Source organism: Burkholderia sp. Bp9012 (assembly GCF_003853825.1).
Lineage (GTDB): Bacteria > Pseudomonadota > Gammaproteobacteria > Burkholderiales > Burkholderiaceae > Burkholderia > Burkholderia diffusa.
Genome location: NZ_QTQA01000006.1, coordinates 73,190 through 97,660, shown reverse-complemented (window position 1 = coordinate 97,660; position 24,471 = coordinate 73,190). Strand labels below are relative to the sequence as shown.

The window sequence follows — 24,471 nt, the reverse complement described above, 5'->3', positions numbered from 1 at the left end:
GCCGAAATCGCACCAGTCCGTTACGCGAGGCGTCCGAGCGCACGTCGGCTCGGGCTGATAAAATCCGGCGCTTGTCCATGTTGTGCCGATGGTAGCCATTCGAATCTTCCCGCATCCCGTCCGGGCATCGCGCGAGGATATGCCACGCGAAGCCGGGCATGGCCGCCTTCGGGGAATGGGCCGTGCCTCCCCATTACACAGACGCTGCTGGAACAAGGAGTCGGGTCGTGCCCGCGTTCGTTGCTGTCGGAATATCCAATCACGTTCAACCCGGTTCGATCGATCGGCAGGGCGCGCGCGTTGCCGGAGGGCATCGCGCATGACGCCGGCCGTCACGCTGCTGGACTGGCTCCTGACCGTGTTCACGCTGGCCGCGGCTGGCTACGCGCTCGTCGCCGCGTTCGCGCCGCAGCCGCGCACGCCGCGCACCGCCGCGCGCGACGGCTTCGAGCCAGTCAGCGTGCTCAAACCGCTGTGCGGCGCGGAGCCGCACCTGTACGAGAACCTCGCGACGTTCTGCGAGCAGCGTCACCCGCGCCATGAAGTGCTGTTCGGGGTCGCTTCGGCGGCTGATCCGGCCATCGCCGTGGTGGAGCGGCTGCGCGCCGATTATCCCGAATGCGACATCACGCTCGTGATTGACGCGCGCGTGCACGGCAAGAACCTGAAGGTCAGCAACCTGATCAATCTGGCCGAGCGGGCGAAGTACGGCCGCATCGTGATCGCGGACAGCGACATCGCGGTGAAGCCGGATTATCTGGAGCGCGTGACGGCGCCGCTCGCCGACGCGTCGGTCGGGGTCGTCACGTGCCTGTATCATGCGCGCAGCGTCGGCGGGTTCTGGACGCGGATCGGCGCGCAGTTCGTCGATGCCTGGTTCGCGCCGTCGGTACGGATCACGCACCTCGGCCGCTCGAGCCGCTTCGGCTTCGGCGCGACGCTCGCGCTGACGCGCGACACGCTCGCCCGGATCGGCGGCTTCATCGCGTTGAAGGACGAACTGGCCGACGATTTCTGGCTTGCCGAGCTGCCGCGTCGCCTCGGGCGGCGCACCGTGCTGTCCGAGGTCGAGGTCGCGACCGACGTGATCGAGCCGTCGTTCGGGCCGCTCTGGCACCGCGAGACGCGCTGGCTGCGCACGATCCGTTCGCTGAATCCTGCCGGCTTCGCGTTCCTGTTCATCACGTTTACCGCGCCGTGGCTCGCGATCGGCGCGGCACTGGCACTGCGCCTCGACGGCACCGTCGCCGGGACGCTGGCGGGTGGCGCGGCCGTCGTCGGTGCGTTCGGGCGGCTCGTGCTGCACGCGCGCGGCGAGGACGGCTGGTGCGCCTTCTGGCGCGATCTGCCGCTCGTCGCGGTGCGCGACACGCTGCTCGCGCTCGAATGGCTCGCGGCCGCGTTCGGCACGCACGTCGTGTGGCGTGGCGCGAGGATGACGGTCGTCGGCGGCGAACGCGCGACGGCGGCAGTGGAAGGCGGGGACGGCCGCTGAGGTGCGTTTCCCGAGGGAGCCGGCCATGCGTGCGGTCCCGATCGAATCCGGCCCGAAGGCCGAGACGCGCCGCGCGGCAACGCCCGCGCGACGCGACATGACAGAGAGGCGGGCGCCGGCAGGGCGGCCCGCGGTTGATTGACTGAATCGTTGAAACGAATCGAACTATGCAGGCTACCGGAGCATTCATGAAAACGCTGTTCTTGCAGGCCCCTTCGTATGACGGCTTCGACGGCGGAGCCGGTTCGCGCTACCAGGCGAAGCGCGAAATCCGTTCCTTCTGGTACCCGACGTGGCTCGCGCAGCCGGCGGCGCTCGTGCCGGGCAGCCGCGTCGTCGACGCGCCGGCCGACGGCCTGTCGGTCGAAGAGACGCTGAAGATCGCCAACGACTACGATCTCGTGATCATCCACACGAGCACGCCGTCCTTCCCGACCGACGCGATGTTCGCGCAGGATCTGAAGAAGATGAAGCCGTCGATGCTGGTCGGCATGGTGGGCGCGAAGGTGATGGTCGATCCGCACAATTCGCTCACGGCGAGCGAGGCGATCGACTTCGTGTGCCGCGAGGAATTCGACTACACCTGCAAGGAAATCGCCGAAGGCAAGCCGTTCCCCGAGATCAAGGGCTTGAGCTGGCGCGCGAAGGACGGCTCGATCGAGCACAACGAAGCGCGTCCGATCCTCGAGAACATGGACGAACTGCCGTTCGTCGCGCCCGTCTACAAGCGCGACCTGAAGATCGACAACTACTTCATCGGCTACCTGAACTACCCGTACGTGTCGATCTATACGGGCCGCGGCTGCAAGTCGCGCTGCACGTTCTGCCTCTGGCCGCAGACGGTCAGCGGCCATCGCTACCGCACGCGCTCGGTCGAGAACGTGCTCGCCGAAGCGAAGTGGATCCGCGACAACATGCCCGAAGTGAAGGAACTGATGTTCGACGACGACACCTTCACCGACGACCTGCCGCGCGCCGAAGCCATCGCTATCGGCCTGGGCAAGCTCGGCATGACGTGGTCGTGCAACGCGAAGGCGAACGTACCGTACAAGACGCTGAAGGTCATGAAGGAAAACGGCCTGCGCCTGCTGCTGGTCGGCTTCGAATCCGGCGACGACCAGATCCTCGTGAACATCAAGAAGGGCGTGCGCACCGATTTCGCGCGCCGCTTCAGCGCGGACTGCAAGAAGCTCGGCATCAAGATCCACGGCACCTTCATTCTCGGCCTGCCGGGCGAGACGCAGGAAACCATCAAGAAGACGATCGAGTACGCGAAGGAAATCAATCCGCATACGATCCAGGTGTCGCTCGCCGCGCCGTATCCGGGCACGACGCTCTACAAGCAGGCCGTGGAAAACGGCTGGATGGAAGAGAACAAGACCATCAACCTGGTGAGCAAGGAAGGCGTGCAGCTGGCGGCGATCGGCTATGCGCACCTGTCGCGCGACGAGATCTATCACCACCTCGAGCAGTTCTATCGCCAGTTCTACTTCCGTCCGTCGAAGATCTGGGAGATCGTCCGCGAAATGCTGACGAGCTGGGACATGATGAAGCGCCGGCTGCGCGAAGGCGTCGAGTTCTTCCGCTTCCTGCGCGCGCACGAGGCCTGATTCGTGACGACGCAGCGGGCGGCGCGGGCGCTGATCTTCACCGCGGACGACTTCGGGCTGCACCCGCGCGTCAACGCGGCGGTCGAGCGCGCGCATCGCGACGGCGTGCTGAACGCCGCGAGCCTGATGGTCGGTGCGCCCGCGGCGCAGGATGCGATCGAACGCGCGCGGCGCCTGCCGTCGCTCGCGGTCGGCCTGCATCTGGTCCTCGCGGATGGGCCGGCCACGCTGCCCGCGCATGAGATCCCCGCGCTCGTCGGCCCCGACGGGCGGTTCGGCGACGCGATGGCGAAGGACGGCTGCCGCTTCTTCTTCCTGCCGCACGTGCGTGCGCAGCTGCGCCGCGAGATCCGCGCGCAGTTCGAAGTGTTCGCGGCAAGCGGCCTGCCGCTCGACCACGTGAACGCGCACAAGCATTTCCACCTGCATCCGACCGTGCTGTCGATGATCATCGACATCGGCCGCGACTACGGGCTGCGCGCGGTGCGGCTGCCGTACGAAACGAGCGCGCCCGCGCTGCTCAAGCCGTGGATCGCGCTGGTGCGCGCGCGGCTCGACCGCGCGGGGCTCGCACATAACGACTATGTGGTCGGGATCGAGCATACGGGCGCGATGGACGAGGCCGTGCTGCTCGACGCGCTGGCCAAGCTGCCACCCGGAGTCGGCGAGATCTACTGCCATCCGGCCGAAGCGGGCGACGGCCCGATCACGCCGACGATGGCCGATTACCGTCCGGTCGACGAACTGGACGCGCTGCTGTCGCCGCGCGTCGCGGCCGCGCTGAAGGCTGCGGGCGTCGCGACCGGCAGTTTTGCCGACGTATTCGGCCAGCCCGCGGTGCGTCGCGGCGCGCAATCGTCGCGCGCACCGGGAGCGCAGCCGTCATGACCAAGTGGATCAAATGGCTCGGCTGGCCGCTCGGCATCGGCATCCTCCTCGCGCTCGGGTTGCACGAAGGCATCGGCGACGTGACCCAGATGCTCGAGCGCGCCGGTTTCGCGCTGCTGTGGCTCGTGCCGTTCCACGCGCTGCCGCTGCTGCTCGACGCGTATGCGTGGCACCAGCTGCTCGACCGGCGCGCGCCGCTGTCGTTCCTGTGGTGGGTCGCGACCGTGCGCGAAGCCGTGAACCGGCTGCTGCCGGTGGTTGGGATCGGCGGCGAGCTGGTCGGGATCCGGATGGCGCGCTGGCAGGTGCCCGATGCGAGCCGCGTGACCGCGTCGGTGATCGTCGAGGTGCTGGTGACGATCGTCGTCCAGTATGCGTTTGCCGCGCTCGGCCTCGTGCTGCTGCTCGCGACGACGCACGACATGGGCGGCGGCACGATCGGCCTCGCGCTGCTGCTGACGCTGCCGCTGCCGGTGCTCGGCGTCGTGCTGATGCGGCGCGGCGGAATCTTCCACGCGATCGAGCGATTCGCGGGGCGTCTGCTCGGCGATTCGCACCGGTTGCTGCAGGGCGTCGACGGCAAGCGGCTCGATGCCGACATCGATGGGCTGATGTCGCGCACCGGCCTGCTGTTCAGCGCGTTTTTCTGGCAGCTGTCCGGCTATGTGCTTGGCGCGCTCGAAATTTACTGGGCGCTCGCGCTGCTCGGCCATCCGGTATCGATCGGCGGCGCGATCGCCATCGAGGCGATGACGCAGGCCGTGCGGCATGCGGCGTTCATGGTGCCGGGCGGTCTCGGCGTGCAGGAAGCGACCGTCGTGCTGCTCGCGCAGATGTTCGGCGTCGATCGCGAGACGGCGCTGTCGCTCGCGCTGGTCAAGCGCGGCCGCGAGGTGCTGTTCGGCTGCCTGGCGCTCGGTTCGTGGCAGCTGGCCGAACTGGTGCGCACGCGCCGCCGGATCAAGGCCGCGCCGGCCGGGGCGCGCGCGGCGCAGGCGAGCCGCGAGGCCGAGGTGGAAACCGAAACGATGCATTGAACACGAGACGGGCCGCGCGCCCGTCTCGCGCTTTTGGCGTCGCGCGGGTATCCTTGCCGCGTGTTTTCTCGACGCGCATTTCTTCTGATGATTTTCCGTTTCCGGCTTCTTCCCGTGACGATGCTGGCCGCCGCGCTGGCGCTGACCGGCTGCGACGACAAGCAAGGCAATTTCGACGTGCAACGCATCAGGGACTTTTTCAACGCGATCAAGCCGGCACCGCTGCTGCTCAAGGGGCTGAAGGCCGGCGTATCGACCGAAGCCGACGTGCGCGCCACGATGGGCAAGCCCGAGACCGAGCGCGCCTTCACCGACGGCTCGAAGCGCCTCGAATATCCGCGCGGCCCGATGGGCAACCAGACCTGGTTCGTCGACCTCGACGCGAGCGGGCACTACACGGGCGCGACGCAGGTGCTGACCGCCGAGAATTTCGCGAAGGTGCGTCCCGGAATGACCGAGGACGAGGTGCGGCGCCTGCTCGGCAAGCCGGGCGACATCGCGCAATACCCGCTGAAGCCCGAGACGGTGTGGAGCTGGCGCTGGCTCGAGGACGGCGTGAACACCGACGCATTCTTTAACGTTCATTTCGGCCCGGACGGGCTTGTCTATACGACTTCGCGCTCCGACATCCTGAAGGGGCGGTGAGACCGGCTGCGGCGCTATATCGAAAAAGCGACCGGAAAATTGCAAAAAGTCCGCTTCCCTGCGTGTCATCCGACTGTCAGGAAGCGGCTTTTTTCCTTTTGAAACAGTGGCGTAGGCCGTGCCTGCAAATGGTGGGACGAATTGCTGCGGCGCAGCAATCGCGTGCACGGTGATTTGAGGCAATCAATTTCGCTTGCGACTATCCGCGTCAGCCCGGCGCGGAAAGGTATGCGCGCCGGTGTTCATATCAACACTGGAGACGCGCGTGTTCCTTTACGGCTTTGGTCCTGTTCTCTGGGCCGGCACCGTGCAGACCATCGAACTGTCGGTGCTGTCGCTCGCCGCCGCGGTGGCGCTGGGGCTGATCGGCGCGGTGGCGAAGCTGTCGCACAACCGGGTGCTGCGAGCGATCGCGACCGGTTATACGACGCTCATCCGCTCGGTGCCCGATCTCGTCCTGATGCTGCTGCTGTTCTACAGCATCCAGATCTGGCTGAACCAGTTCACCGACCTCGTCGGCTGGGACCAGATCGACATCGACCCGTTCGTCGCCGGCGTGCTGACGCTCGGCTTCATCTACGGCGCGTACTTCACCGAGACGTTCCGCGGTGCGTTCCTGTCGGTGCCGCGCGGCCAGCTCGAGGCCGGCGCGGCGTACGGGATGAGCGGCATGCGCGTGTTCGTGCGGATCATGTTTCCGCAGATGATGCGTTTCGCGCTGCCGGGCATCGGCAACAACTGGCAGGTGCTTGTGAAGGCGACCGCGCTGGTGTCGATCATCGGTCTCGCGGACGTCGTGAAGGCCGCGCAGGACGCTGGCAAGAGCACGTTCAACATGTTCTTCTTCATCCTCGTCGCGGCGCTGATCTACCTCGCGATCACGACCGTTTCCAACCTCGTGCTGATCCAGCTCGAGAAGCGTTATTCCATGGGCGTGCGGCACGCAGAACTATGATCGAGATCCTCCAGGAATTCGGCCAGGCGTTCCTTTACTGGGACGGCCAGCGCCTCTCCGGCCTTGCGGTGACGTTGTGGCTGCTCGTCGCGTCGATTTCGCTCGGCTTCGTGTGCGCAGTGCCGCTCGCGGTCGCGCGCGTATCGAAGAAGAAATGGCTTTCGATGCCGGTGCGGTTCTACACGTACGTGTTCCGCGGCACGCCGCTCTACGTGCAACTGCTGCTGATGTACACGGGCATGTACAGCCTCGAGTTCGTGCGGTCGCACTCGCTGCTCGACGCGTTTTTCCGCAGCGGCTTCAATTGCGCGATCCTCGCGTTCGCGCTGAACACCTGCGCGTATACGACCGAGATCTTCGCCGGCGCGATTCGCGCGATTCCGCACGGCGAGGTCGAGGCAGCGCGTGCTTACGGGATGTCGCCGTTCACGATGTACCGCCGGGTGATCCTGCCGTCGGCGCTGCGCCGCGCGCTGCCGCTGTACAGCAACGAGGTGATCCTGATGCTGCACGCGACCACCGTCGCGTTCACGGCGACCGTGCCCGACATCCTGAAGGTCGCGCGCGACGCCAATTCCGCGACCTACATGGCGTTCCAGTCGTTCGGAATCGCCGCGCTGATCTATCTTGCGGTATCGTTCGCACTCGTCGCGGCATTTCGCCGGGCGGAGCGCCACTGGCTCGCGTATCTCGCGGCCGGCCGTCATTGATTTCACTTCGAGGAGAGCCAGTTGGCCGAGATCACTCAAACGAGCGCGTCCGCTTCCGTCAAGCTTGCAGCGGTCGACATTCACAAGCGCTACGGCGACAACGAGGTGCTCAAGGGCGTGTCGTTGAACGCGAAGGCGGGCGACGTCATCAGCATCATCGGTGCGAGCGGTTCGGGCAAGAGCACGTTCCTGCGCTGCATCAATTTTCTCGAGCGGCCGAATGCGGGGCAGATCGTCGTCGACGGCGAGGCAGTGCGCACGAAGACCGACCGCGCCGGCGCGCTCGAGGTTGCCGATCACAAGCAGTTGCAGCGCATCCGCACGAAGCTCGCGATGGTGTTCCAGCACTTCAATCTGTGGGCGCACATGAACGTGCTCGAGAACGTGATGGAAGCGCCGGTGCACGTGCTCGGCATTTCGAAGAAGGAAGCCGAGGAGCGTGCGCGCGAGTATCTGGAGAAAGTCGGCCTCGCGCCGCGCGTCGAGAAGCAGTATCCGTCGCATTTGTCGGGCGGCCAGCAGCAGCGTGTCGCGATCGCGCGTGCGCTGGCGATGCATCCCGACGTGATGCTGTTCGACGAGCCGACCTCTGCGCTCGACCCGGAGCTGGTCGGCGAAGTGCTGAAGGTGATGCAGAAGCTGGCCGAGGAAGGCCGCACGATGATCGTCGTCACGCACGAGATGGGTTTCGCGCGCAACGTGTCGAACCACGTGATGTTCCTGCATCAGGGGCGGACCGAGGAAGAGGGTGATCCGAAGGAGGTGCTGGTGCGTCCGCAGAGCGAGCGTCTGAAGCAGTTCCTGTCGGGCAGTCTCAAGTAACGCGAAGGGCGGGTTTCATACGTGGTACCGGTGTCTCGTCCCGCAGGCGCCACCCGCACGACGCAGGTGGTGATCGTTGCATTGCCGCCCGTGTCGATGTCGGGCGTGGGTCCGATCGTCGATGCGTTGCATCTCGCGAACGAGATCGACGGGCGCTTGCTGTATCGCTGGCAGGTGTGTTCGTGGGACGGGCGGCCGGTGCCGCTCGTCGGCGGGGCGCAGTGGCATGCCGATGCGGCGTTCAACGATGCGATCGCGTGCGACTGGCTGATCGTCGTGTCGGAGCGGTTTCAGCAGTTTGCCGACTACCGGTTGTTTCTCGCGAGTCTCGCGCGGGTCGGGCAGCGGACGCCGGTCGTGACCGGCATTCATCACGGCGTGTGGTGGCTTGCGATGGCCGGACAGCTTTCCGGATATCGCGTGAGCGTGAACTGGGAGACGTATCAGCAGTTCGCCGAGCAGTTCGAGCGGTCGATCGTCACGCAGCAGATCTTCGAGATCGATCGGGACCGCGCGACGTGCGCGGGTGGGCAGGCTACCGTGGATTTCATGCTGGCCATGATTGGCCGGGAACATGGGCCCGATCTCGGTGAGCGGATTGCCGATGCGCTCGGGGCCGGCACGCTGCGCAGCGGCGAGGAGCGGCAGCGGATTCCTTTCGTGACTGCGCCGGGCGAGCGGCATCCTCGGCTGAACGATGCGTTGCTTTTGATGGAAGCCAATGTCGAGGATCCCTTGACGACCGACGAGATCGCCGGGCTCGTGGGCGTGTCGCGGCGGCAGCTCGAAAGGCTCTTTCGGCAGTATCTCGGGGCGATGCCCTCCAAGTATTACCTCAATCTCCGGTTGCTCAAGGCAAGGACGCAGTTGCAGCGCACGAGCAAATCGGTCGTGCAGGTCAGTCTCGCTTGTGGGTTTTCTTCTGCTGCGCATTTTTCCAATGCCTATCGGGAGCGGTTCGGCGTGACGCCACGCGAGGACCGGCGAGCCTGGCTCGAAAAGCAAACCGGGAGCGAGCCTCGCGGGGGCGCGTTGGTCGAGCGTGGGGGGAAGGATTGATTCTCGTGGGTTGCTCGTCGGTTGGCGTGAAGCACCTGTGATCGTGTCGGTCTATTAGCGTCGCCCCTGCGCGGGGCGGCGGTTACTTTTCTTTGTCTTGCCAAAGAAAAGTAACCAAAAGAAAGGCGCTCGGATAACGCATGACTTCCCGGTGCCGTGGCCCACGAAGTGGCCCTCGCCTAAGTGTCGGCGCCAGTCAGGAAACCGGAGTGGTTCGAGCAATGGTTCTGACACCTCTCACCACACAACAAAGCGGTATACCGCCCGCTAGCTCCATCCTCGCTTCGCTCGGCTGCAAGGTGCTTCAAGTCGCAAGATGAGGGTGCTTGCTGTGGCCTTGCCAGGAGGCGTGCGACAAATGGACGACGACGGCGCACATCTGATCCCCAAGAGCAGCGATAGGGGTTAGTCGGCAAGACCTAAGTAGGGTGCGACGTATGGCTTGCAATAGAACAGCGCGGCGAGCAACGTTACAACGAAAAATGCTCCTCCCCAACGACGTCCCGACCATCGTTTATACGCTACCGCGTTTAATATCGCGCATGTGACAGCGGGCCATAACAGCATGGCGAACATGCCCCACAGGAACTTCGCATGCGATGTGCAGTGTTCCATGTCGTTGCAACCCGCTGTATGTGACTTCACCGCGGGCCAACGGATGTGATTGAGGGCGTAGATGGTCACCCATGTGACGAGCAAGCCCCACGCGAACCCTAGTATAGCGAGCGCCATACGTTTCATTTCACTTCCCAGAATAGGATTTCTTTGGAATTTGCCAGGTCGGAGAACCAGCTGTTGTTTGTCAGTGGGTTTCGGAATTGCGACATGCCAATGCGGAAGCGTAAGAAACTCACGACGGATGGGGTAAGTGTGTCCTTGTTCCACAGGTCGATATGACCGCCGCTGAGTGTGTCGGCAGAATCGCCATCCTGTCGCCAGTAGCCGAAAAAGTAGATGATACCGGTTCGGTTTCTTATCTTGGTTTGCCAATCTGGACCAGTGATGTTGTCAGGTTTGCCAAGCCCAAGGAACGGGCGAAGCTTTAACCATTCAGCCAGCTCGTACGCGCGTGTCGCTGTCGCTTTGCCACCAAGCATCAGACGGCCTAGCATCTTCTTTCCCGGCATCGGCTTCAACACATTTTGTGAAAACGACTTCATGTCGCTTCCGATGCTGTGAAACGTGACGCTCATGCGAATGGCGCATTGATTCTCATATTCGCCAGTGGGGTCGTCGTAGGGGTCTTTCTTCGGGTACGCGTTCCAGAGCTCTTGAAAGGACAGCGCTCGAAGCTGTACAGATTTCTTCGATTTTGGCGTGTCGTTCGTGCGGACCTTCGTAGATGGATTAGGCATAACTCACCCCGGTGTGTCTTTTTGCAATTGCTTCGTCTCCCCAGTAGACGATGTAGTCTCGGGGGCCGTCGCCGGTGTGGACGCGCGGTAGCTCGCCGTTTGCATCGAGCACGCCGGAATGGATGCGGCCGTCTGCCGTCTCGATGTAATAGGGGTAACCCGCGGGCCCTTGGGCAGTACTGCCGCTACACTTCGCCTCGACCTGCTCATCAAATTCGCCTTGCTTGATCGACACGACGCGGCCGGTTGTTGTCCGGTCCGAAACGACCTCCCCGAGACCCTTTAGCCAATCATCACACCATGCTTCACCGGCAAGCAAAGCAACGATGCTCGGCGGAGTCGAACAGCCGCACAGGACAATATCGCGGTCGAGTGCGACTTCTCCCTGAAACTTGAGTTGATATGGCCCGCCGGCCTTTGCGATGACGCCGGTGCTTTGACATGCAGTGCAGAACGCACTGCCGCCAATCAAGGCTGCTTGATGCCCGTGGACTAGGAATGGTGGCCCGCTGTATGGGCTAATTGTTCCTCCGCTTGAAAGGCTGTCACCCACAACCGCAATTCTTCTATTCATCGTTTGGCCCTCTCGGAAAGTCACAATGGTAGCCGCACGGCGTAAGGCTATATCTCGATATTGTTCGAAGTACTTGAGAAGGCGTGATCACGCTGACTGCACTACTTGTCGAACGGTGCTCATTTACCCTTTGCGTTATCAAGCAATGTGCCGACTGCGTTATTCCGTGTTCGCTAGCCGCGTTATTCTCAAGGGCCGTGAGGATGACGAGGTGCTTGTGGGTGGGATTCGTGGCGTCGCTTACTTGCCGTGGCCACCGGAACCGATCGACCAACTGTGCTGCTTGAGGGATGCGTCCCCGTCAGCCGAGCGAAGCGAGGATGGAACTGGCGGGCGGTATACCGCTCTGTTGGGTGGTGAGTGGTGTCAGAACCATTGCTCGAACCACTCCGGGTTCCTGGCTGGCGCGGACACTTAGGCGAGGGCCACTCAGGTGACCACGGCACCGGGACGTCATGCGTTTTCACAGCGCCTTTCTTTTGGTTACTTTTCTTTGGCAAGACAAAGAAAAGTAACCGCTGCCCCGCGCAGGGGCGACGCTAGTAGACCGACACGATCATAGGTGCTTCACGAAACCGCAAGCGCACCACCAAAACCTCACCCCGACACCAAAACCCGCGGTCCCCTGCCGGAAGGGCAAAATAGCGACAGAAAAAAGCGCTTCCGATAGAACCCGTCGCAAATCCGCAAGACGCTTGCGTCACCCTTACCTAAACTTGATCCTGTTGAACCCTCTTACGAAACCGAAAGGAACGACCATGACGACCTCGACCGTGACCCGCCAGACATTCGATGAAGTGATGGTGCCGGTATTCTCCCCCGCGCCGTTCGTGCCGGACCGTGCAGAGGGCTCGCGCGTGTGGGACACGGCCGGCCGCGAGTATGTGGATTTCGCCTGCGGCATTGCAGTGACGTCGCTGGGCCACGGCCACCCTGAACTGCTGAAGGTCCTGGACGAACAAGGCCGCAAGCTCTGGCACATCGGCAACGGCTACACGAACGAGCCGGTGCTGCGCCTCGCCAAGCGCCTCGAATCGCTGACCTTCGCCGACCGCGCGTTCTTCGCGAACTCGGGCGCGGAAGCGAACGAAGCCGCGCTGAAACTCGCACGCCGCGTCGCATTCGACCGCCATGGCGCCGACAAATACGAAATCGTGTCGTTCGTCCAGTCGTTCCACGGCCGCACGTTCTTCACGGTCAGCGTCGGCGGCCAGCCGAAATACTCGGAAGGCTTCGGCCCGGTGCCGGCCGGCATCAAGCACCTGCCGTTCAACGACATCGAAGCCGCGAAGGCCGCGATCGGCCCGCAAACCTGCGCGGTGATCGTCGAGCCGGTGCAGGGCGAAGGCGGGGTGATCCCGGCCGATCCGGCCTTCTTGAAGGCACTGCGCGAAGCATGCGACGCGAACGACGCACTGCTGATCTTCGACGAAGTGCAAACGGGCGTCGGCCGCACGGGCCAGTTCTACGCGTACATGGACACGGGCGTCACGCCGGACATCCTCACGACCGCGAAAGCGCTCGGCAACGGCTTCCCGATCGGCGCGATGCTGACGACGAACGAACTGGCCGCACACTTCAAGGTCGGCGTGCACGGCACGACGTACGGCGGCAACCCGCTCGCGTCGGCGATCGCGGACAAGGTCGTCGAACTGATCGGCGACCCTGCATTGCTCGAAGGCGTGCGCGAACGCAGCGTCCGGCTGAAGGGCGCGCTGGAACGCATCAACGCACGCTTTGGCATCTTCAAGGACATCCGCGGCAAGGGCCTGCTGGTCGGCGCGGAACTCACCGCCGCATTCGACGGCCGCGCGAAGGACTTCGTCGCCGCCGCGGCCGAGAACGGCCTGATCATGCTGATCGCGGGCCCGAACGTGCTGCGCTTCGTCCCGTCGCTCGTGATCCCGTTCGACCTGCTCGACGAAGGCGTGAAGCGCTTCGAGAAGGCAGTCGAGCAGGTGCTCGCGGCCCAGGAAGCCACCGCGCGCTGATCGGCGCACCCATCGCAGACAGGAACGACGATGCTATTTGTTCGCCCCGGCAAACTCACGGATCTCGATGCGCTCGCGCACATGGCGCGCACCGCGCAGCCGGTCCTGCACTCGCTGCCGCACGACCGCGCGGCGCTCGAAGCGCGCGTGGCGCTCTCCGAGGATTCGTTTCGCGCGGACGTCGATTTCGCCGGCGAAGAGTTCTATCTCTTCGTGCTCGAGGATTCGTCGACGGGCAAGCTGCTCGGCACGGCGAGCATCGTGGCCGCGGCCGGCTACTCGGAACCGTTCTACGCGTTCCGCAACGACGCACTGATCCACGCGTCGCGCGAGCTGCACGTGAACCGCAAGATCCACGCGCTCACGATGTCGCACGAGCTGACCGGCAAGAGCCGGCTGGCGGGCTTCTACGTCGATCCGTCGCTGCGCGGCGACGCGGCCGCCCACCTGATTTCGCGTGCGCGGATGATGTACATCGCCGCCAACCGCCGCCGCTTCACGCCGGAAGTGTTCACGCTGCTGCTCGGCGTGAGCGACGACACGGGCGCATCGCCGTTCTGGGAAGCGGTGGGCCGCAAGTTCTTCGGCCGCAACTTCACCGACGTCGACATCGCGTCGGGCGGCCGCAGCCGCACGTTCATCGCGGAAGTGATGCCGGCGTATCCGCTCTACGTGCCGCTGCTGCCGGAAGCGGCGCAGCGCGTGCTCGGCGAGCCGAACGAAACGGCACTGCTCGCCTACGACATCCATCTCGAGGAAGGTTTCGAGCCGGACCGCTTCGTCGACATCTTCGACGCGGGCCCGGTGCTGACCGCGCAGGTCGACCGCACCGCATGCGTGAAGCACGGCGCGGAGCGCACCGTGCGCGAAGCCGCGCGTCAGCAGGGCGATGTCGCGTACATGGTGTCGACGGGCAGCGGCGAATCGTTCCGCTGCGTGCTGGCCGACCTGCCGGGCGACACGGCCGACGCGCCGCTGGCCGGCGACGTGCGCGCGGCGCTCGATGTGAAGGATGGTGATGTCGTGCGCTGCGTGCCGCTGCATCGCCGCGACGATGAAGAGATGAAGGGAGACGCAGCATGATCGTCGTTCGGGTCGTACAAACGGGCGACGTCGACGCGCTCGTGTCGCTCGCGAAGGAAACCGGGCCGGGCCTGACCACGTTCAAGCCCGACCGCGACGCGCTCGCCGCGCGCATCGAACGTACGCGTCGCACGCTCGACGGCGAGGCCGCGCCGGGCGAAGCCGGCTACTTCTTCGTGATGGAAGATTCGAAGACGGGCGACATCGCGGGCGTGTGCGGGATCGAGTCGCAGGTCGGCCTCGAACAGCCGTTCTACAACTATCGCGTGAGCACGGTCGTGCATGCAAGCCAGGAGCTCGGCGTGTGGACGCGGATGCACGCGCTGAACATCTCGCACGACCTGACTGGCTACGCGGAAGTGTGCTCGCTGTTCCTGAGCCCGCGCTATCGCACGGGCGGTGTCGGCGGCCTGCTGTCGCGCTCGCGCTTCATGTTCATCGCGCAGTTCCGCGACCGCTTTCCGGAACGCATCTGCGCGGAGCTGCGCGGCCACTTCGACGAGGACGGCACGTCGCCGTTCTGGCGCGCGGTCGGTTCGCACTTCTACCAGATCGATTTCAACGCGGCCGACTACCTGAGCTCGCACGGCCGCAAGTCGTTCCTCGCGGAACTGATGCCGCGCTATCCGGTGTACGTCGACCTGCTGCCGCAGGACGCGCAGGACGCGGTCGGCCTCACGCACCGCGACACGCTGCCGGCCCGCAAGATGCTCGAAGCGGAAGGGCTGCGCTACCAGAATCACGTCGATATCTTCGACGCGGGCCCGGTGCTCGAATGCCACGTCAACGACCTGCGCACGGTGCGCGAAAGCGTCGTCGTGCCGGTCGCGATCGGCGAGCCGGATGCGCGAGAGGATGCGTGGGGCGGCCATCCGCCGAAGTCGCTCGTGTCGAATACGTCGCTCGGCGATTTCCGCGTCGGCGTCGCGCCGGGCGTGGTCGCGAATGGCTCGTTCGTGCTGTCGGCCGACGATGCCGCCGCGCTCGACGTGAAGGCCGGCGATCCGGTCCGCGTGCTGCCGCTCAAAGTCAAACAGGGATAAACGAATCATGACGGAACTCTTCATCGACGGCGCCTGGGTCGCAGGCTCGGGCCCCGTCTTCGCTTCGCGCAACCCGGGCACCGACGCGATCGCATGGCAGGGCGACAGCGCATCGGCGGCCGACGTCGACCGTGCGGTCGCGAGCGCGCGTCGCGCATTCGCCGGCTGGTCGGCACTCGACTTCGAATCGCGCTGCGCGATCGCCAAGCGCTTCGCGGCGCTGCTCACCGAGCGCAAGGAAGCGATCGCCACCGCGATCGGCCGCGAGACGGGCAAGCCGCTGTGGGAAGCGCGCACCGAAGTCGCGGCGATGGCCGCGAAGGTCGGTATCTCGATCCAGGCGTACCAGGAACGCACCGGCGAGAAGCGCCAGGACATGGCCGACGGCGTCGCGGTGCTGCGCCATCGTCCGCACGGCGTCGTCGCGGTGTTCGGCCCGTACAACTTCCCCGGCCACTTGCCGAACGGCCATATCGTGCCGGCGCTGATCGCGGGCAACACGGTCGTGTTCAAGCCGTCGGAGCTCGCGCCGGGCGTCGCGCGCGCGACGGTCGAGGTGTGGCAGGAAGCCGGGCTGCCGGCCGGCGTGCTGAACCTCGTGCAGGGCGAGAAGGACACGGGCATCGCGCTCGCGAATCATCGGCAGATCGACGGGCTGTTCTTCACCGGCAGCTCGGACACCGGCACGCTGCTGCACAAGCAGTTCGGCGGCCGTCCGGAAATCGTGCTCGCGCTCGAGATGGGCGGCAACAACCCGCTCGTGATCGGCGAAGTCAAGGACATCGACGCGGCCGTGCATCACACGATCCAGTCGGCGTTCCTGTCGGCCGGCCAGCGCTGCACGTGCGCACGCCGCATCTTCGTGCCGCAAGGCGCGTTCGGCGACCGCTTCCTCGCACGTTTCGCCGACGTCACGTCGAAGATCACGGCCGACGTGTTCGACGCCGATCCGCAGCCGTTCATGGGCGCGGTGATCTCGGCACGCGCGGCCGCGAAGCTCGTCGACGCGCAGTCGCGTCTGATCGAGCAGGGCGCGAAGCCGATCATCGCGATGACGCAGCGCGATCCGCGCCTGGGTTTCGTGAACGCGTCGATCATCGACGTGACCGGCGTGGCGAACCTGCCCGACGAAGAGCATTTCGGCCCGCTCGCGCAGATCGTCCGCTACGCGACGTTCGACGAAGCGATCGAGCGCGCGAACGACACGGCGTTCGGCCTGTCCGCCGGCTTGCTGGCCGACGACGCGACGGCATGGGACCACTTTCGCCGCACGATCCGGGCGGGGATCGTCAACTGGAACCGCCCGACCAACGGTGCATCGTCCGCCGCACCGTTCGGCGGCACGGGCCGCTCGGGCAATCATCGGCCGAGCGCGTACTACGCGGCCGACTATTGCGCGTATCCGATGGCGTCGGTGGAAAGCACCGAACTGACCTTGCCCGCGAGCCTGTCGCCGGGCCTGCATTTCTGATCGAGGGAACGACGATGAACGCACAAGAAGCCAATTTCGACGGACTCGTCGGCCCGACCCACAACTACGCCGGGCTGTCGTTCGGTAACGTGGCGTCGCTCAACAACGAGAAGTCGGCCGCGAACCCGAAGGCCGCCGCGAAGCAGGGGCTGCGCAAGATGAAGCAGCTCGCGGATCTCGGCTTCGCGCAAGGCGTGCTGCCGCCGCAAGAGCGCCCGTCGCTGCGCCTGTTGCGCGAGCTCGGCTTCTCCGGCAAGGACGCGGACGTGATCGCGAAGGCCGCGAAGCAGGCGCCCGAATTGCTCGCCGCGGCGAGCTCGGCGTCGGCAATGTGGACCGCGAACGCGGCCACCGTCAGCCCGTCGGCCGACACGAGCGACGGCCGCGTGCACTTCACGCCGGCCAACCTGTGCAGCAAGCTGCATCGCGCGATCGAGCACGAAGCGACGCGCCGCACGCTGTCGACGCTGTTCGCCGATCCCGCGCACTTCGCGGTGCACGAGGCGCTGACGGGCACGCCGGCACTCGGCGACGAGGGGGCCGCGAACCATACGCGCTTTTGCGCGGAATACGGCCAGCCGGGCGTCGAGTTCTTCGTGTACGGCCGCGCGGAATATCGCCGCGGCCCGGAGCCGAAGCGCTTCCCGGCGCGCCAGACCTTCGAGGCGAGCCGCGCGGTCGCGCATCGCCACGGTCTCGCCGAGACGGCGACGGTCTATGCGCAGCAGGATCCGGACGTGATCGATGCAGGCGTGTTCCACAACGACGTGATCTCGGTCGGCAACCGCGACACGCTGTTCACGCACGAGCGCGCGTTCGTCAACAAGCAGGCGATCTACGACACGCTGACCGCCGCGCTCGACGCGCGCGGCGCACGGCTGAACGTGATCGAGGTACCCGATGCGGCCGTGAGCGTGAACGACGCTGTCACGTCGTATCTGTTCAACAGCCAGCTGCTGTCGCGCGCGGACGGCTCGCAGGTGCTCGTCGTGCCGCAGGAGTGCCGCGAGAACGCGAACGTTGCCGCCTATCTGGACCAGCTCGCGGCCGGCAACGGCCCGATCCGGGACGTGCTGGTGTTCGACCTGCGCGAAAGCATGAAGAACGGCGGCGGCCCCGCGTGCCTGCGCCTGCGCGTCGTGCTGAACGAGGCCGAGCGCGCGGCCGTCACGTCGAACGTGTGGATCAACGACACGCTGTTCGCGTCGCTCGACGCGTGGATCGAAAAGCACTATCGCGACCGTCTCGCACCGGAAGACCTCGCCGATCCGACGCTGCTCGACGAATCGCGCACGGCGCTCGACGAACTCACGCAGATCCTGCGCGTCGGGTCGCTGTATGACTTCCAGCGCTGAGTCCCGCATGTCGGGCGCCGCGCTGCTCGACGATTTTCTCGCGTTCACGCTCGCGGGCGACGCGCCGCCCGTGAAGGACGGCACGTGCGCGGACGGTGCGGTGCACTGGCAATGGCTCGGCGACGGGCTGCTCCAACTCGCGCCGGCTTCGGCCAATGGGGCCGGCGACGCGGCGAGCGTGCTCGTGTCGGCCGGCGTGCATGGCGACGAGACCGCGCCGATCGAGCTGCTGTCGATGCTCGTGCGCGATCTCGCGGCAGGCACGCTGCCGCTCGCGTGCCGATTGCTCGTCGTGTTCGGCAACGTGCCGGCGATGCGCGCGGGCGAACGCTATCTCGACGACGACCTGAACCGCCTGTTCAGCGGCCGTCACGCGCAAGTGCCCGCGAGCCGCGAAGCGCCGCGCGCGGTGCAACTCGAAGCGGCGGCTGCTGCGTTCTTCGCGGCCGCGCCGGCGGGCGGTGCGCGCTGGCACATCGACATGCACACGGCGATCCGCGCATCGGTGTTCGAGCAGTTCGCGCTGCTGCCGCACACGGGCACGCCGCCGACCCGCGCGATGGTCGAATGGCTCGGCGATGCGCGCATCGCGGCCGTGCTGCTGCATAGCGCGAAGGGCAATACGTATTCGCATTACACGGCCGAGCATTGCGGCGCGCACGCGTGCACGCTCGAACTCGGCAAGGTGCGGCCGTTCGGCCAGAACGATCTGTCGCGCTTCGCGTCGGCCGATCATGCGGTGCGCAACCTCGTCTCGGGCGCGCCGCGCGACGTCGACCCTCCGCCGTTGCCGCGCGTGTTCACGGTGATCGACCAGATCACGAAGCAGAGCGACGCGCTCGAGTTGTTCGTCGCGGCCGACGTCGCGAACTTCACCGCGTTCGCGCGCGGCACCGTGCTCGCGCAGGACGGCGACTACCGCTACACGGTGCAGCACGACGAGGAGCGCATCGTGTTTCCGAATCCGACCGTGAAGCCGGGTTTGCGCGCGGGCCTGCTCGTCGTCGACACCACGCGCGAGACGCTCGCCGCACTCGTCTGACGGAAGACCGGCGGTGCGCGGCTACGGCGATCCGTCGCCCGCGCATCGTCCGGCAGCATCCCCGAAGTGCGTCGACGCCCGCATGCCGTGCAGACGGCCCGCGCGTCGCGCCTTGCGTATTTGCGACATCGTCTTGCAAGTTCGACGGCGTATCCGGTCGTCATCGCGCATGCAGTGCAGCATCGTGTGCCGGCGGCCGCTTTGCCGTATCGGGCCTCGCGGATTGGTACAATCGCGGCCTTGCGGCTGTTGCGCCGCATCAAGGCGCGGCATCGGCATTGTGGTTGTCATCCGACCCTGCAATGATGCATGCGCCCGTAGTTCCGGAACATTCGAGTATCGAGGAGAACACCTGATGAAGTTGGATTGGCGTAAAGTGGCCGCGCACGCGGTAGTGGCGGCATCGGCCGTGGCGGCAGGCAGCGCGATGGCTGCGGATCTGAAGGAGATCCGGTTCGGCGTCGAGGCCTCGTACGCGCCGTTCGAATACAAGACGCCCGACGGCAAGCTGACCGGCTTCGACATCGACATCGGCAACGCGGTGTGCGCGAAGCTGAAGACGAAGTGCGTGTGGGTCGAGAACGACTTCGACGGCCTGATCCCCGCGTTGCAGGCGCGCAAGTTCGACGCGATCAACTCGGACATGACGATCACCGACCAGCGCAAGCACGCGATCGCGTTCACCGATCCGATCTACACGATCCCGAACCAGCTGATCGCGAAGCAGGGCAGCGGCCTGCTGCCGACCCCGCAAGCGCTGAAGGGCAAGCGCGTCGGCGTGCTGCAGGGCACGATCCAGGAAGCGTACGCGAAGAAGAAGTGGGCGCCGGCCGGCGTCGACGTCGTGCCGTACCAGACGCAGGACCTGGCCTACGCCGACCTGAAGTCCGGCCGTCTCGACGCGACGTTTCAGGATTCGGAGGCGGGCTCGAAGGGCTTCCTGTCGAAGCCGCAAGGCCAGGGCTTCGGCTTCGCCGGCGGCACGGTCAGCGATGCGGAGATCCTCGGCTCGGGCGTCGGTTTCGGTCTGCGCAAGAACGACGCGGCGCTGAAGACGGCGCTCGATCAGGCGCTGAAGGAACTGAAGGCCGACGGCACGATCGACAACCTCGCGAAGAAGTACTTCAGCGTGCCGGTCACGCTCAAGTAAGCGTTTCGATCCGTCGCACGATGCAGCCGGCCGCTTTCGCGGCCGGTTTGCTTTTGGGGCGCCCCTTGCGTTACGCGGGGAAGAACCGCCCCAGTTCCCGCGCGAGCTCGTTCAGCACGCTCATCTCCTGCTGCGTGATCTTGCGCGCCGGCTGCGCACCGGCCCAGTCGCCGTACAGCAGGCCGACGGTCTTCGTGCCGACGCGTACCGGCAGCAGCACGAACGCGCGCGTGCCGGGAAGCGCATTGAGATACCACGCGGGCAGGCGCTTCACCATCTTCGGGTCCTGCGCCTGCTCGATGAAGATGCCGACCGAGTTCGTGATCGCGAGATGGAACACGTCCGGCTCGAACCGCTCGTCGAAGCACAGCCGGTCGAGCGCCGCGTCGACGTCCTGGCCGAAGCCGAGCCGCGCGGCGAACGCGCCGTCTTCACGGCGCACGAACATCACGGTGCGCGTGAACGCGAGGCCCGCGAGCAGGCTTTCCGACGCGAGTGCGAGCACCGGCGTCAGCACGTGTTCGGACGGCAGCGCGCGCAGGTCGGCGAGGCCGGCCTCGAGGCATGCCTCGGGATCGGGCTGCGCCCGCGCGATCGCGTCGGCGTTCGCGCGCAGCTCGACGATCTCGCGCATCACGGTGTCGCTCGCTTCCTCGCGTGCGAGCCGGTCGGCGATTTCCACCAGCGCGTCGGCGTCGATATCCAGCTCCTGCGCGTAGTGCTGCGCGAGCGCCGCGATATGCGCATCGCGCTGCGGGCCAGCAGGCATCGCGAGCGCACCGGCGACGTCGGTCGAGCAGCGGCTCACCGCGCGCAGCCAGCGCACGCGCTCGGGGCTGTCGTCGGCGCAGGCGTCGCGGGGCCGCTGGCGGTCTTCGTCGATGTCGTCCTCGTCGAGGCCGGCGGCGTGTGCGCTACCGCCGTCGCCGTCGGCCATGCCGGCGCGGATCACGTCGGGCAGTCGCCAGCTCGCGGCGGCCTCGAGACCGATCTCGTCGAAGCCGACGCCCAGGACGTCGACACACGCCGCCGCTTCGTCGCCGTTCAGCTCGGCGGCGCGGCGCCGGATCCGGTCCCACTCGCTGTCGAGATAGCACACCACCAGCAGCTTGCCGACCTGACGCATCAGCGTGCAGACGACGGCTTCCTCGCCGCCGCGCAACTCGGCATGCTCGGTCAGCTTGCGGGCGACGCAACCGGACAGCAGTGCGCGGTTCAGCTCGAGCTTCGCGTCGATGCGGCGCGGCGTGCTTTGGTGGAAATGGTCGACGAGCTTGAGCCCGACGACGAGATGGCCGACGGTGTCCATGCCGAGCACCATCAGCGCCCGCGTGACGGTCGTGATGTTGCCGCCGAACGCCATGTACATCGCGGAATTGGCGAGCCGCAGGACTTTCTGCGTGAGCGCGAAATCCGACAGCACGACGCTCACGAGCGCGGTGAAGTCGAGATCGTCGTTCTTCATCGCGGCCATCGTCGCGCGTAGCGACTCCGACAGCAGCGGGAAGTCGCCCCGTTCGTTCATCCGGGCCCACAGCTTGTCGAGCAGCGCCGTGCGGGGCAGGTGTGCGGTGATTGACATACGGATGTATCCGGTTCGCCGCGCGCGTCAGGCGGCGTGCAGGCGCAACTGCTGCGCCTCGAAGCGCCGCGCGAGCTCCTCGGACGGCAGCGCCTGACAGACGAGCCAGCCCTGGATGTGGTTGCAGCCCATCTCGGTCAGCAGTTCGCGCTGCGCCTCGGTCTCGACGCCTTCCGCGACGAGCTCGAGATCGAGCGTTTGCGCGAGGCCGACCACCGCCGACACGATCGCGCGGTCGTTGCGCGACGTCAGCAGGTTTTCGACGAAGCTGCGGTCGATCTTCAGCTTCGCGAGCGGGAAGCGCTGCAGGTACGCAAGGCTCGAATAGCCGGTACCGAAATCGTCGATCGCGAAGCGGATGCCGAGCGCGGTCAGCTCCTCGAGCAGCCCCTTCGCCTGGACGGGATCGTGCATCAGCAGGCTTTCGGTGATTTCCAGCACGATGCGGCGCGGGTCGATGCCCGTCAACGCGATCGCCTCGCGCACGCTTTGCGTGAAGCGCGGGTCGCGGAACTGCTGCGGCGACACGTTGACCGCCACATACTGCAGCGCGAGCCCCTGGCGATCCCAGGCGACGAGCTGCATGCACGCGGCCTTGAGCACCCAGTTGCCGAGATAGTTGATGAGGCCGATCGATTCGGCGAGCGGAATGAAGGTTGCCGGCGGCACGAGGCCGTGCACCGGATGACGCCAGCGGATCAGCGCCTCGACGCCGTCCACCGCACCCGACTGGCTGCGCGTGATCGGCTGGAAGTGCAGCGAGAACTCGCCGTTGCGCACGCCGTCGTACAGGTCGGCCTCGAGCTTCAGTCGTTCCGCGTCGGCCGGATCGTCGACCGGCTCATGGAACGCGAGCGCATTGCCGCCGGACGCCTTTGCCTGCGCGAGCGCATGGTCGGCGCGGCGCAGCAGCGGGCTGTGATGCTGCGCGCGATGGTGTGCGGCGCGTTCGTCCGGGTACAGCGCGATGCCGATGCTCGCGGACAGGTGGACGGTCTGCCCCTGGTAGGCGTAAGGCTCACGCACCGCGGCCTGCAGCCGGCGCGCGAGCGCGTCGGCGGCATCGCTTGCCCGCGCGCGGTCCGGCGCGGTGAACACGATCGCGAACTTGTCGCTCGCGACGCGCGCGAGCTGCTCGCCGGGCGCGACGAGCGCCTGCAGCCGCTGCGCGGTGTCGCGCAGCAGCGTGTCGCCGGCGTCGTAGCCGAGCGCGCGGTTGATGCGCTGGTAGTCGTCGAGGTCGAGCAGCAGCAGCGCCGCGCAGGTGCCGCTTTCGTCGGCGGCCTGCTGCGCGCGCATCAGCGCGGGCACGAGCGCGGACAGATTGTCGAGCCCCGTCATCGGGTCGTGGTGCATTTCGTACGTCAGGCGCGCCTCGAGCGCACGCCAGGCCGACACGTCGAACGCCGCGATCGCGAAGCCATCGACGCCGTGGTGGCGGCTCTTGAACGCGCGGATCTCGACGTCGAGCGGGTAGGTGAGCGACTTGACGATGCACATCGTCGCCTTCTCGACCTGGCCGGAACGCGCGGCGCGCGCAAGCAGGCCTTCGAGCACCGCGGTATCCTGTTCCGCGATCAGGTCGCGCAGCGTCAGCGTGTGCAGGTAGTCGCGGTGATAACCGATGAAGCGCAGGCTTGCGTCGGACACGTACAGAAAGCGCAGCTCGCGGTCGACATGGGCGAGGAAATCCACCGTGCCGACCGTCTGTTCCAGCCAGTTGCGCACGGTGTCGTCGCGGCGCGGCGTGCCGGCGCGTGCAGGCATCAGCGCGCCGCCCGACCAGGCGAAGCGGCGCAGCGTATGCAAGGCGTTGCGCCAGGAGCCCTTGCGTGGCGTCTGTTTCCTGTTGGCTTCCATGTATCTCGCTGACGTGAAGGGCTGGAACCGGCTGTCCGGAAGGAATAACGGCAGACCAGGCGGAATCTTTAACCGGTCGGCCGCGGCTGGCGTTGCCGCCGGACCGGGTCATGCATACTGGCGTTCGACAGGCGAACGCCAGTATGGCCTACATCGAGGCTGACTTTATAAGAAATGAGGACGCAGATGAAGCGAAAACTGTTGGTGGGCGCCGCGGCGGCGCTGATGGTGGCCGGCCATGCGCTGGTTGCGCAGGCGCAACTGAAGCCGGGCGACACGGCGCCCGACTTCACGACGCAGGCGTCGCTGGGCGGCAAGACCTACGCGTACTCGCTGGCCGATGCGCTGAAGCACGGGCCGGTCGTGCTGTATTTCTACCCGGCGGCGTTCACGAAGGGTTGCACCATCGAGGCACATGCGTTCGCGGACGCGGTCGATCGTTACAAGGCTTACGGCGCGACGGTAATCGGCGTATCCGCGGACAACATCGACACGCTGACGAAGTTTTCGGTGAGCGAGTGCCGCAGCAAGTTCCCGGTCGCGGCCGATCCGGACGCGAAGATCATCCGCGAATACGACGCGAAGCTGCCCGCGCTCGATCGTGCGAACCGCGTGTCCTACGTGATTTCACCGGAGCGGAAGGTGCTGTACGAATACACGAGCCTGTCGCCCGACAAGCACGTCGAGAACACGCTCGGCGCGGTGAAGGCGTGGGCCGACGCGCATCCGAAGCAGTAAGCCGGA

At 66.0% G+C, this 24,471-nt stretch carries 21 protein-coding genes; 17 read left to right on the top strand and 4 right to left on the bottom strand.

Annotated features, from left to right (window positions below; genetic code table 11):
- Nucleotides 1-319 precede the first annotated feature (319 nt).
- The 9 genes from hpnI (at nt 320) to DIE11_RS09975 (ending at nt 9,221) form a co-directional block, all read left to right on the top strand.
- Complete coding sequence (gene hpnI, locus DIE11_RS10015; protein WP_059599145.1) at nt 320-1,495, top strand: bacteriohopanetetrol glucosamine biosynthesis glycosyltransferase HpnI; 1,176 nt, start codon at nt 320-322, stop codon at nt 1,493-1,495.
- Nucleotides 1,496-1,662: 167 nt separating this feature from the next.
- Entirely contained in the window at nt 1,663-3,105 is a 1,443-nt protein-coding gene (gene hpnJ, locus DIE11_RS10010; RefSeq protein WP_306426965.1) for a hopanoid biosynthesis associated radical SAM protein HpnJ, read from the top strand.
- Nucleotides 3,106-3,108: 3 nt separating this feature from the next.
- A complete protein-coding gene (hpnK, locus tag DIE11_RS10005; RefSeq protein ID WP_124623269.1) occupies nt 3,109-3,993 on the top strand; it encodes a hopanoid biosynthesis-associated protein HpnK in 885 nt (294 codons plus the stop codon).
- Complete coding sequence (locus DIE11_RS10000) at nt 3,990-5,030, top strand: lysylphosphatidylglycerol synthase domain-containing protein (protein ID WP_124623267.1); 1,041 nt, start codon at nt 3,990-3,992, stop codon at nt 5,028-5,030. The genes hpnK and DIE11_RS10000 overlap by 4 nt, the downstream gene beginning before the upstream one ends.
- A gap of 87 nt (nt 5,031-5,117) precedes the next feature.
- Nucleotides 5,118-5,675, top strand: a complete 558-nt coding sequence (locus DIE11_RS09995) for a hypothetical protein (RefSeq protein WP_059599148.1) — start codon at nt 5,118-5,120, stop codon at nt 5,673-5,675.
- Nucleotides 5,676-5,940: 265 nt separating this feature from the next.
- Entirely contained in the window at nt 5,941-6,630 is a 690-nt protein-coding gene (locus DIE11_RS09990; protein WP_059523652.1) for an ABC transporter permease, read from the top strand.
- Nucleotides 6,627-7,340: an ABC transporter permease gene (locus DIE11_RS09985; RefSeq protein ID WP_059447650.1), complete on the top strand. Its 714-nt coding sequence runs from the start codon at nt 6,627-6,629 to the stop codon at nt 7,338-7,340. Before DIE11_RS09990 ends, DIE11_RS09985 begins: the two co-directional genes overlap by 4 nt.
- A gap of 21 nt (nt 7,341-7,361) precedes the next feature.
- On the top strand, nt 7,362-8,162 hold the full coding sequence (locus DIE11_RS09980) for an ABC transporter ATP-binding protein (protein WP_124611256.1): 801 nt from the start codon (nt 7,362-7,364) through the stop codon (nt 8,160-8,162).
- A 21-nt stretch (nt 8,163-8,183) separates the two neighbouring features.
- Complete coding sequence (locus DIE11_RS09975; protein WP_124623265.1) at nt 8,184-9,221, top strand: GlxA family transcriptional regulator; 1,038 nt, start codon at nt 8,184-8,186, stop codon at nt 9,219-9,221.
- Nucleotides 9,222-9,958: 737 nt separating this feature from the next.
- Here DIE11_RS09975 and DIE11_RS09960 read toward each other — a convergent pair.
- Both DIE11_RS09960 and DIE11_RS09955 read right to left on the bottom strand, forming a co-directional pair.
- Nucleotides 9,959-10,576 carry a type VI secretion system amidase effector protein Tae4 gene (locus DIE11_RS09960; RefSeq protein WP_124623261.1) on the bottom strand — a complete coding sequence of 206 codons (618 nt, stop codon included), beginning with the start codon at nt 10,574-10,576 and terminating at the stop codon, nt 9,959-9,961.
- Nucleotides 10,569-11,150, bottom strand: a complete 582-nt coding sequence (locus tag DIE11_RS09955) for a PAAR domain-containing protein (RefSeq protein ID WP_124623259.1) — start codon at nt 11,148-11,150, stop codon at nt 10,569-10,571. Before DIE11_RS09955 ends, DIE11_RS09960 begins: the two co-directional genes overlap by 8 nt.
- Nucleotides 11,151-11,908: 758 nt before the next feature.
- Between DIE11_RS09955 and DIE11_RS09950 the strand changes: the two genes are divergently transcribed.
- From DIE11_RS09950 to DIE11_RS09915, 7 genes are all read left to right on the top strand, one after another.
- Entirely contained in the window at nt 11,909-13,141 is a 1,233-nt protein-coding gene (locus DIE11_RS09950; protein ID WP_059683013.1) for an aspartate aminotransferase family protein, read from the top strand.
- Between the two features lie 30 nt (nt 13,142-13,171).
- The gene (gene aruF / locus DIE11_RS09945) at nt 13,172-14,224 is read left to right on the top strand and encodes an arginine/ornithine succinyltransferase subunit alpha (RefSeq protein ID WP_124623257.1); all 1,053 of its coding nucleotides are present in this window, start codon (nt 13,172-13,174) and stop codon (nt 14,222-14,224) included.
- The gene (gene astA, locus DIE11_RS09940) at nt 14,221-15,267 is read left to right on the top strand and encodes an arginine N-succinyltransferase (RefSeq protein WP_124623255.1); all 1,047 of its coding nucleotides are present in this window, start codon (nt 14,221-14,223) and stop codon (nt 15,265-15,267) included. The genes aruF and astA overlap by 4 nt, the downstream gene beginning before the upstream one ends.
- A gap of 7 nt (nt 15,268-15,274) precedes the next feature.
- Complete coding sequence (gene astD, locus DIE11_RS09935; RefSeq protein WP_124623253.1) at nt 15,275-16,738, top strand: succinylglutamate-semialdehyde dehydrogenase; 1,464 nt, start codon at nt 15,275-15,277, stop codon at nt 16,736-16,738.
- A gap of 14 nt (nt 16,739-16,752) precedes the next feature.
- Nucleotides 16,753-18,093 (top strand): N-succinylarginine dihydrolase, encoded by a 1,341-nt coding sequence (astB, locus tag DIE11_RS09930; RefSeq protein ID WP_124623251.1) that lies wholly within the window; start codon nt 16,753-16,755, stop codon nt 18,091-18,093.
- Between the two features lie 7 nt (nt 18,094-18,100).
- Entirely contained in the window at nt 18,101-19,135 is a 1,035-nt protein-coding gene (astE, locus tag DIE11_RS09925) for a succinylglutamate desuccinylase (protein WP_185633741.1), read from the top strand.
- Between the two features lie 355 nt (nt 19,136-19,490).
- Nucleotides 19,491-20,285, top strand: a complete 795-nt coding sequence (locus DIE11_RS09915) for an ABC transporter substrate-binding protein (protein WP_059467138.1) — start codon at nt 19,491-19,493, stop codon at nt 20,283-20,285.
- 70 nt (nt 20,286-20,355) lie between these two features.
- Here DIE11_RS09915 and DIE11_RS09910 read toward each other — a convergent pair whose 3' ends face one another.
- Both DIE11_RS09910 and cdpA read right to left on the bottom strand, forming a co-directional pair.
- A complete protein-coding gene (locus DIE11_RS09910) occupies nt 20,356-21,867 on the bottom strand; it encodes an HDOD domain-containing protein (protein WP_124623247.1) in 1,512 nt (503 codons plus the stop codon).
- Nucleotides 21,868-21,894: 27 nt separating this feature from the next.
- Nucleotides 21,895-23,634, bottom strand: coding sequence for a cyclic di-GMP phosphodiesterase CdpA (gene cdpA, locus DIE11_RS09905; RefSeq protein WP_221622455.1), 1,740 nt, complete (start codon nt 23,632-23,634; stop codon nt 21,895-21,897).
- Nucleotides 23,635-23,913: 279 nt separating this feature from the next.
- Here cdpA and DIE11_RS09900 point away from each other — a divergent pair, with 279 nt between their 5' ends.
- Nucleotides 23,914-24,465, top strand: coding sequence for a peroxiredoxin (locus tag DIE11_RS09900; protein WP_059603363.1), 552 nt, complete (start codon nt 23,914-23,916; stop codon nt 24,463-24,465).
- Nucleotides 24,466-24,471: the final 6 nt, after the last annotated feature.